Source organism: Sphaerisporangium cinnabarinum (genome assembly GCF_055567015.1).
In genome coordinates this window covers 309893-318697 of the sequence record NZ_JBVHRG010000005.1, presented here as the reverse complement: position 1 = coordinate 318697, position 8805 = coordinate 309893, and the positions used below count along the sequence as shown (strand labels likewise).

8 protein-coding genes are annotated in these 8805 nt (G+C 74.3%); 3 read left to right on the top strand and 5 right to left on the bottom strand.

Features of this window, described 5'->3' with window-relative positions; all coding sequences use genetic code 11:
- From ACZ4MO_RS10130 to ACZ4MO_RS10120, 3 genes are all read right to left on the bottom strand, one after another.
- Nucleotides 1-1031 (bottom strand): hypothetical protein (locus ACZ4MO_RS10130; protein ID WP_499278796.1); only part of this gene is annotated, 1031 nt, incomplete at its 3' end.
- Between the two features lie 230 nt (nucleotides 1032-1261).
- Entirely contained in the window at nucleotides 1262-1504 is a 243-nt protein-coding gene (locus ACZ4MO_RS10125) for a hypothetical protein (RefSeq protein WP_175009053.1), read from the bottom strand.
- Nucleotides 1501-2115, bottom strand: a complete 615-nt coding sequence (locus tag ACZ4MO_RS10120) for an ArsR/SmtB family transcription factor (protein ID WP_499278794.1) — start codon at nucleotides 2113-2115, stop codon at nucleotides 1501-1503. Before ACZ4MO_RS10120 ends, ACZ4MO_RS10125 begins: the two co-directional genes overlap by 4 nt.
- A gap of 121 nt (nucleotides 2116-2236) precedes the next feature.
- On the opposite strand from ACZ4MO_RS10120, the gene ACZ4MO_RS10115 reads away from it, so the two are divergent.
- Nucleotides 2237-3082 (top strand): oxygenase MpaB family protein, encoded by an 846-nt coding sequence (locus ACZ4MO_RS10115; protein WP_175009193.1) that lies wholly within the window; start codon nucleotides 2237-2239, stop codon nucleotides 3080-3082.
- A 55-nt stretch (nucleotides 3083-3137) separates the two neighbouring features.
- Here ACZ4MO_RS10115 and ACZ4MO_RS10110 read toward each other — a convergent pair whose 3' ends face one another.
- Nucleotides 3138-3659: a MarR family transcriptional regulator gene (locus tag ACZ4MO_RS10110; RefSeq protein ID WP_175009055.1), complete on the bottom strand. Its 522-nt coding sequence runs from the start codon at nucleotides 3657-3659 to the stop codon at nucleotides 3138-3140.
- A 95-nt stretch (nucleotides 3660-3754) separates the two neighbouring features.
- Here ACZ4MO_RS10110 and ACZ4MO_RS10105 point away from each other — a divergent pair, with 95 nt between their 5' ends.
- On the top strand, nucleotides 3755-4987 hold the full coding sequence (locus ACZ4MO_RS10105; RefSeq protein ID WP_175009056.1) for an MFS transporter: 1233 nt from the start codon (nucleotides 3755-3757) through the stop codon (nucleotides 4985-4987).
- A 53-nt stretch (nucleotides 4988-5040) separates the two neighbouring features.
- Here ACZ4MO_RS10105 and ACZ4MO_RS10100 read toward each other — a convergent pair whose 3' ends face one another.
- On the bottom strand, nucleotides 5041-5511 hold the full coding sequence (locus ACZ4MO_RS10100) for a MarR family transcriptional regulator (RefSeq protein WP_186810443.1): 471 nt from the start codon (nucleotides 5509-5511) through the stop codon (nucleotides 5041-5043).
- Nucleotides 5512-5624: 113 nt separating this feature from the next.
- Here ACZ4MO_RS10100 and ACZ4MO_RS10095 point away from each other — a divergent pair, with 113 nt between their 5' ends.
- A complete protein-coding gene (locus tag ACZ4MO_RS10095) occupies nucleotides 5625-8804 on the top strand; it encodes an efflux RND transporter permease subunit (protein WP_175009058.1) in 3180 nt (1059 codons plus the stop codon).
- The last annotated feature ends 1 nt before the right edge of the window (nucleotide 8805 follow it).

Genomic DNA, 8805 nt, shown 5'->3' with positions numbered 1-8805 from the left:
TCGACCTTCTGGTACTCGTCCGCCGCCATCCACAACGTCCCCGCCGACAGGTCGTTCAGCACGATCACCTGCCGGTTCACCCGGTACTCCAGGCGGGTCTGGGGGTCCAGGCCTTCGAGCCGCTCGTCGACGTCGCGGTCGGTGCCCTCGCAGTCGCGGACCACCTGGCCGGTCGAGGCCCACGCCCCGTACGTGCACGACCCGAGGCGCACCGGGGCGGCCGGGACGCCCTGGGCGGCGCGGCGCTGGGCGTCGCCGCCCTTCAGGGGCTGGGTCACGAGCGCCTCCGTCGTGGCGACGACGACGTCGCCCGACCCGGCGGACGGCTGCTGGAGCCGCGCCTGCTCCGCGCCCTCGATCGCGACCGTCCTGCCGCCGGGCAGCACGAGCTGCGAGGCGGAGCGGTCGAGGACGACGGGCTCGTCACCGACGGCCGTCACCTCGACCTCGGCGCCCTTGCCCACCGGCAGGGACGTCGAGGCCGGGTCGCCGAAGACGGCGCCCTTGCTCGTGGTCTCGACGGTCCACAGCGCTCCGGTCGACGGGACCGCGACGAAGACCGTCCCGTCCTCGGACACGGTCAGCGCGCCGTCGCCGCCGACCTCGGCGGTCGGGTCGAGCTTCTCGGCGTCGAACGAGGTGGCGCCGTCGAACGGGAGGACCCACAGCAGGCCCTCCTCGCCGTCGAGGATCGCGGTCGTCGCGCCCCCGGACGCGACCTGCGCCCCCGCCGGCAGACGGATCTGCCCGGTGAGCTTGAGGTGGGCGACGTCGACCGGGGACGACGTGCTCGTCCCCTGGTCGTCGAGGAGCACGCGGCCCGCGTCCTGCTGCACGTCGAACGACGCGCTGCCCGCGTTGAGCGTCCCGTCCATCGCCTGGGACTCGTAGTTGAACCGCCCCACCAGGCCGGCCGACGTCTTCGTCACCCACACGCCCGAGTCGTTGAGGTCCACGTCCGCCGTGGCCTCGCCCTCGTAGAGCAGGGCCATGCCGACCAGCGCCGTGGAGAACACCGACACGGTGCTCACCGACGCGACGGTACGACGATGCTCGCGGATGGTCGTGAGAAGACCCACCTGTGCTCCTCTGTCCCTGGGCGGGCACGCCGTCTCCTGGTCCCGCCGAGCGGCGGGGACGTGGGGAGACGGGTGCTCCGGTGCCCGCAGACTGCCCGCAGAACGCCCCGACGAGGGTAACCGAGGCGGGGTGGCTCAGGGCATGGGGAGCAGTCCCCATGGGGGGTGGAAAATTCCGCCGATCAGGGCAGAAGGGACGCACGGGACAGCGCCGCCCGGTCGCGTGTGCTGTCCTCGGCCCTGCGGAGCGCCGCGCCGTCCGGGCGGACGGCGGCCTCCGCGGCGCGCGGGGTGGCCGCCGCCCGAGACCGGGCGGCCGCACGGCGGCGGCCGAGGTCGGCCAGGGCCGAGCCCACGAGGACGAGCAGGCGGTCCGCGCCTCGGGGCTCGACCGTGCGGGGCAGGGTGGGGGAGCACGCGCTCATGAGGGGTTCTCCTTGCCGTCGATCGTCGGGAAGACGTTGAAGTGGATCTGCACGGGCCGTGCGCCCGGCGTCTGCTCCTGGCCCTGGAACCGCTGGAGCGTCGCGTCGAACGCGTCCCACGCCTCCGCGACCTCGAGCAGCTGGTCGGCGGTGAGCCAAAGGCTCGTCGTCGTCAGGCGGCTGCCGTCGAGCCATCGCGTCGGCAGCTCGGGGGAGCGCTCGAGGAACGCCTGGATCTTGCGTGCCCGCGCGGACTCGAACTCGCGGCTCACCATCGCACCGGCGAGCGTCGCGGCGGCATCCTCCTCGTCGTTCGGGATGTCGACCGTGAACCCGCCCGGCGGGCGCTCCCACCAACGCTCGCGCGCCGTCCCACGGCCCGCGACCTCGCGGACGAAGCCGTGCCGCGCGAGCTGGCGCAGGTGGTAGCTCATCGACCCGCTGGACTCGCCCACGAGGTCCGCGAGGCGGCTCGCGGTGAGCGCGCCGTGCGTCGAGAGCAGGTCGAGGATCTGCACCCGCAGGGGGTGCGCGAGCGCCTTGAGCCGCGCGGGACCGAGAGCGGGGTGGCGCTCGGTCGGGTCGGGCGTCGGGGCGGCGTCGGAGGGCATGCGACGACCGTAGCAATGCAAAGAATCATTTGCAAGAGGTTCTTTGCAACGAGATGTTGGCATGTTCTCGACGAGCCCGTGCGGGGAGCGGGGGAGCGCGCGAGGTGCGAGCATCGAGCGCATGACGCAGGTGGCGGAGCGGGTGCGCGGCGCGGCGGAGCGCGCCATCTTCCTGCGGGTCGCGGGCCCGGACGCCACCGCGACGCGGGCGCGCATCCACGAGACGCCCGGCCCGCGCTGGTTCCCGGCGGGGTCCGCGGTGCAGCGTGTGCACGGCGACGCGTCGATGTTCGTCGGCGGCCTGCGTGCGCTGCTCCTGCAGAGCCTGCACCCGCTCGCGATGGCCGGGGTCGCCGCGCACTCGGGCTACCGGGGGGACCCCTGGGGGCGCCTCCAGCGGACCTCGACCTTCATCGCCACGACGACCTTCGGGACGGCCGACGACGCCGCCCGAGCCGTGGCTGCCGTCCGAGCGGTCCACGAGCGGGTCCGCGGCGTCGCGCCCGACGGCCGTCCCTACCGCGCGAGCGACCCGGACCTGCTGCGCTGGGTCCACGTCGCCGAGACGCAGAGCTTCCTCGTGGCGCACCAGGAGTTCGGGCACCGCCCGCTCGACGCCGCCGGGTGCGACGAGTACGTCGCGCAGGCCGCCGTGGTCGGCCGCGCCCTGGGTGTCGAGGACGTGCCCGTCACCGTGCGCGAGCTGGACGACGCCGTCGCCGGCTACCGGCCGGTGCTCGGCCTCACCCCGGCCGCGCTCGACGCCGCGCGGTTCCTCCTCGTCGAGCCGCCGCTGCCGTGGGCGGTGCGCCGGGTGTACGCGGGGCTCGCGGTGGCCGCGCGGACGTCGCTGCCGGACTGGGCGCGCGCGGGCATGCCGCGCGTGCGGGGTCTGCCGCAGCGGTGGGCGCACCCGGCGGGGGAGGCGGTGACGCGCCTGCTGCGGTGGGCGCTCCCCGGCGCCTGAGGACGCGTGGCCCGGCGGTCACGTGCCGGTGCGGCGGTGACGCGCGGTCGGGCCGTCAGGTGTCGTCGCGGCGGCGACGGTAGGCGTCGAGGTCGTCGTTGAGCCGGCCGAGGAGCTCGGCGAGGAGCGCCCGGTCGAGTCGGGACCAGTCCCCGAGCACGTCCGCGTAGAGCTCGGTGCGCGCGACGCGGTGGGCGGCGAGCTCGTCGAGCCCTGCGCTCGTGGGCTCGACGACGACGGCGCGCCCGTCGTGCGGGTCCCGGACCCGGCGCACGTGCTCGGCCCGCTCCAGCGCGACCACCTGGCGGGTCACGGTGGAGGCGTCGAGGCCGAGGCGCTCGGCGAGCGCGTTGACGTGGAGCGGGCCGTGCGTGCCGAGCGTGTGGAGCAGGAGGTAGCCCGACCGGTCGAGCGTGCCGCCACGGCGCGACGTGCCGGGGCTCCCCGAGGCGCGCGTGCGCTCCGCGCGGCGCAGGAGCTGGGCGACCTCGAGCTCGATCGTGCCCAGCACGTCCTGGGCGGTCGCGTCGCCGCGCGCGTCGACCTGCGGCAGATCGTTTCCCTCGGCAACCGTCATAGGTGTATTGTACAAAGAGTTGCCTGTTAGCTACAGGCACTTTCCTGCCGCCGTCCCTCGCGCGGCGGTCTCCCCTCACCAGGAAGTGCGACCGAGTGGCCTCCACGCGCAACGAACCGAACCGCACCGCCATCTACGCGACCGCCCTCACCGCGTTCTTCGCGATCGCCGGCATCGCCGTCGTCGACCCGATCCTGCCCGTGATCGGCGAGGAGATCGGGGCGTCGACCTGGCAGATCGAGCTCCTCTTCACCGCCTACATCGCCGTCATGGCGCTCGGCATGATCCCCGCCGTCATGGCGACCGGGCGCTTCGGGTACAAGAAGATCCTCGCCACGGGCGTCAGCCTGGTGGCCGTCGCGGCCGTGCTCGCGGCACTGAGCACGAGCATCGGCCAGCTCGCCGCACTCCGTGGCCTGTGGGGTCTGGGCAACGCGATGTTCTTCGCGACGGCGATGGTGCTCCTCGTCTCCCTCGCGAACGACCGCGAGTGGGTCGTCGAGCTCTTCGAGACGTGCGTCGGCCTCGGCTTCGCCGTCGGGCCGCTCCTCGGCGGTCTGCTCGGCGGCATCTCGTGGCGCGTGCCGTTCTTCGTGTGCGGCGTGTTCATGCTCGTCGCGCTGCTCGTGTCCGTGACGCGGCTCAAGGACCCCGCGGAGAAGCCCGCGCCGCTGCGCGTCGGCCAGGTCTTCCGCCTGTTCCGCAAGCCCGGCTTCCTCGCGCTCGCCGCGGTCACCGCCGCGTACAACTTCTGCTTCTTCGTCGTGCTCGGGTACACCCCGGTGTTCCTCGGTCTCGGCGTCGTGCCGCTCGGGCTCGTCTTCACCGCGTGGGGCGTGGGGCTCGCGGTCGGGATCCTCGTCGTCGGGCACCGGCTCGCGCACCGTGTCGGCGCCGTCCAGACGCTGGGGGTGGCCGTCGTGGGCGTCCTCGTCGCGCTCGTGCTCCTCGCGCTGGACCTCGGGACCGCCTGGTCCGTCGTCGTGCTCGTCGGGGCCGGCGTGTTCATGGGTATCGCGAACGCCAACCTCACGGACCTCTCGCTCGCGCTCGGCGACCCCGACCGCCGCGTGACGACCGGCGCGTTCAACCTCGTGCGCTGGGGCTTCGCCGCCCCCGCGCCGGTGATCGCGGGCCTGCTGCACCCGGTCTCCGCGACGGCCCCCTTCTGGCTCGGGGCGGGGGTCCTCGTGCTCGGCGTCGTCGTGTTCGTGGCGTTCGGGCACCGCATGGCGGGCGAGCTCGGCGAGCGCGTCCTGTGGTCCCGGTGGGACCGCCGGGCCCGGACCGTCGAGGGGACGCCCGAGGAGGCGCTCGGCGAGGTCTGAGCCGCCGACGTCGTCCACGCCGGGAGGATCCCGGGCCGCGCGGCCCGGGACCCTCAGTCCTGCGAGGTCGTCCGGGTCGCCTCCGCGACCCGGGCGAGGGCCTCGATCCCGACGGCGAGGGCGCGCAGGTCCGCGACGTCGAGCCGGTCGAGGAGGTCCGTGAGGGGCTCGTCCTCCTGCGCGACGAGCCGACGCACCGCCGCGGCACCGCCCGGGGTCGCGGCGACGAGGCGCACGCGACCGTCCCGCGGGTCGGGGCGGCGCGACGCCATCCCTGCCGCCTCGAGCCGGTCCACGATCCCCGAGAGCGTCGCGGGGGAGATGCCGAGCACGTCCGCGAGCCGGTGCGAGCTCGTCTCGCCGTCGAGCTGCAGCACGGCGAGCGCGCGGAGCTGGGGAACGGTCAGCGTCGTGCGGAGCAGCGGCTCGAGGCGCTGCGCGAGCAGCGCATCGGCGAGCCGGCGCTGTGCGTCCTCGAGGCGCCGGGCGAGCGCCGCGCGCTCGTCGTCGGCGGGGTGGGTCACGGCGCCGACTCTATCGGTGGGCACGGGAACCATCCCGAGATGCTTCGCGTTACGCTCACGAAATCGCGACGCCGACGTCGTCTCCCACCCGACCTGGAACCCCTGGAGGCTCCGTGTCCCGTCTCGCCCGGCTGTCGCTGGCCAACCGTGCGCTCGTCGCGCTCGCCACCGTCGCGATCGCGATCTTCGGCGTCATCAGCATGGGATCGCTCAAGCAGGAGCTCATCCCGAGCCTCCAGATCCCGACGGCCGCCGTCGTCGGCGCGTACCCGGGCTCGGCCCCGGCGATCGTCGAGCAGCAGGTCACCGTCCCCGTCGAGACCGCCGCGCGCGGGGTCAAGGGGGTCGAGGACGTCACGTCGACGTCGTCGACCGGGCTCTCCGTGACCACCGTCCAGTTCGCGTACGGCACGGACATGGACGCCGCGTCCTCGCAGCTCCAGACGGCCGTCACCCGGCTGCAGTCCCAGCTCCCCGAGGACGTCGAGCCGCAGGTCGTGACGGGCTCCGTGGACGACCTCCCGGTCATCCAGCTCGCCGTGTCGGGCGGCGCGGACGAGGCCGCGCTCGCGGACACCGTGACGTCGAGCCTCGTCCCCGCGCTCGAGGACGTCGAGGGGGTCCGCAGCGTCGCCGTGAGCGGCGTCGCCGACCAGCAGGTGACGGTCGCCCTCGACCCGGCCGCGCTCGCCGCCGCCGGGCTCAGCCCGCAGCAGGTCTCCACGATCCTCCAGGACAACGGCGTCGTCGTGCCCGCGGGCACCGTCGCGGAGGGCGACCGCACCCTCAGCGTGCAGGTCGGCACCGCGGTCACGAGCGTCGACGAGCTCGCCGCGCTGCCCCTCGTGTCCCCGACCGCGGCGCCCGGCACCCAGCCCGTCGCGCTCGGCGACGTCGCGACCGTCACCGCGGGCCCCGAGCCCGCGACGTCGTTCTCCCGCCTCGACGGCGAGCCCGCGCTCGCCGTCGCCATCACCAAGACGCCCGCCGGCAACACGGTCGAGGTCTCGCACGCGGTCCAGGACGCGGTCGACGACCTGTCCGGCGTGCTCGACGCCCAGGACGTGCGCGTCGAGGTCGTGTTCGACCAGGCCCCGTTCATCGAGGAGTCCATCGAGGGCCTCGCCACGGAAGGCCTGCTCGGGCTCCTCTTCGCGGTCGTCGTGATCCTGCTGTTCCTCGCGTCGTTGCGCTCGACGCTCGTCTCCGCCGTGTCGATCCCGCTGTCGCTGCTCGTGACCTTCATCGTCATGAACGCGACGGGCTACACGCTCAACATCCTCACGCTCGGCGCGATGACGGTCGCGATCGGCCGCGTGGTCGACGACTCGATCGTCGTCATCGAGAACATCAAGCGGCACCTGTCCTACGGCGAGGAGAAGGTCGGCGCCATCATCGGCGCGGTCAAGGAGGTCGCGGGCGCGATCACCGCCTCGACCGTGGCGACCGTCGCCGTGTTCCTCCCCATCGCCCTCGTGGGCGGCATGGTCGGCGAGCTCTTCCGGCCGTTCGCGCTCACCGTCGCCATCGCGATGCTCGCCTCGCTCTTCGTCGCGCTGACGATCGTCCCGGTCCTCGCGTACTGGTTCATCACGTCCCCGCCCGTCCCGGCCGACCCGGAGGCCGCGCGCCTCGCGGGCGAGCGCGCCCGCGCCGCCGCGGAGGCCAAGGAGCGTCGCGGGCTGTGGCAGCGCGCGTACCTCCCGACGCTGCGCGCCGCACTGCGCCACCCCGCGATCACGCTCGGCGTGTCGGTCGCGATCCTCGCCGGGACGCTCGCGCTCGTGCCGCGGCTCGAGACGAACTTCCTCGGCGACACCGGCCAGGACACGCTCACCGTCACCGAGTCGTTCGCGCCGGGCACGTCGCTCGACGCGCAGGACGCCGCCGCGCGCGACGTCGAGGAGGCGCTCCTCGACGTCGACGGCGTCGCCACGGTCCAGACGACCGTCGGCACCGCGGGCGGTCCGGAGGCCGCGTTCTTCGGCGGCGGCGGGTCCCCGACGGCGACGTTCGCCGTCACGCTCGACGCGGACGCCGACGCCGTGGCCGCCCAGGAGGACGTGCGCGACGCCGTCTCCGGCCTGGGCGGCGACGCGAGCGAGGGCATCGAGGTCGCGGGCGCCGACGCCGCGTTCGGCAGCTCCACGGTCGACCTCGTGGTCCGCGCCCCCGACACCGACACCCTCGCCGCGGCGGCCGCCGAGGTGCAGGAGCTCGCGGAGGGGACCGACGGCGCCGCGCAGGTCACGAACAACCTCGCCGCCGCGCAGGCCACCGTCCAGGTGACCGTCGACCGCGAGGCCGCGGCCGCCGTCGGGCTCACGGAGACGCAGGTGGCCGGCACGGTCGCCGGGGCCATGTCCCCGGCCCCGGTCGGCACGGTGAACCTCGGAGACGGCCCGGTCCAGGTGCGCGTGGTCGCGGGCGAGGCCCCGGCGACCGTCGCGGAGCTCGAGCAGGTCGTGCTGCCCACCGCCGCAGGGCCCGTGCCGCTCACGCAGGTCGCCGAGGTCGCGGAGGTCGAGGTCCCCACCTCGATCACGCGCGTCGACGGCGAGCGCAGCGCCACGATCGCCGTCACGCCCGCGGGACAGGACCTCGGTGCGCTGACCACCGAGCTCACGACCGCGATCGACGGGCTCGAGCTCGAGGGCGGCGCGACCGTCGAGGTCGGGGGCGTCGCCGCCGACCAGGCCGACGCCTTCGCGGACCTGGGCCTCGCGCTGCTGGTCGCGATCCTCATCGTCTACCTCGTCATGGTCGCGACGTTCCGCAGCCTCCTGCAGCCGTTCATCCTGCTCGTGTCGATCCCGTTCGCCGCGACGGGCGCGCTCCTCCTGCTGCTCGCCACGGGGACCCCGCTGGGCGTGCCGGCCCTGATCGGCCTGCTCATGCTCGTCGGCATCGTGGTCTCGAACGCGATCGTGCTCATCGACCTCATCAACCAGTACCGCGAGCGCGGACGTGCGCTCGACGACGCCGTCATGGAGGGGTCGCGCAAGCGCCTGCGCCCTATCGTCATGACCGCCGCCGCGACGATCTTCGCGCTCACGCCCATGGCCATCGGGATCACGGGCGGCGGCGCGTTCATCTCCCAGCCGCTCGCGCTCGTCGTCATCGGCGGCCTGCTGAGCTCGACGCTGCTCACGCTCGTCGTCGTCCCGGTGCTCTACACGCTCGCCGAGCGCCGCGGCGAGAAGCGCGCGGCGAAGAAGACGGCCAAGGAGGAGGCTGCGGCCCAGGCCGAGGCCGACAAGGCGGCCGCCGCGGAGACGACGGCGAACGCCTGAA

Bases quoted from the DNA above. Each gene is read 5' to 3' on its own strand.
- ACZ4MO_RS10125 (WP_175009053.1), bottom strand. From the start codon at position 1,504: ATGAGCGCGTGCTCCCCCACCCTGCCCCGCACGGTCGAGCCCCGAGGC.
- ACZ4MO_RS10110 (WP_175009055.1), bottom strand. From the start codon at position 3,659: ATGACGGTTGCCGAGGGAAACGATCTGCCGCAGGTCGACGCGCGCGGC.
- ACZ4MO_RS10120 (WP_499278794.1), bottom strand. From the start codon at position 2,115: ATGCCCTCCGACGCCGCCCCGACGCCCGACCCGACCGAGCGCCACCCC.
- ACZ4MO_RS10115 (WP_175009193.1), top strand. From the start codon at position 2,237: ATGACGCAGGTGGCGGAGCGGGTGCGCGGCGCGGCGGAGCGCGCCATC.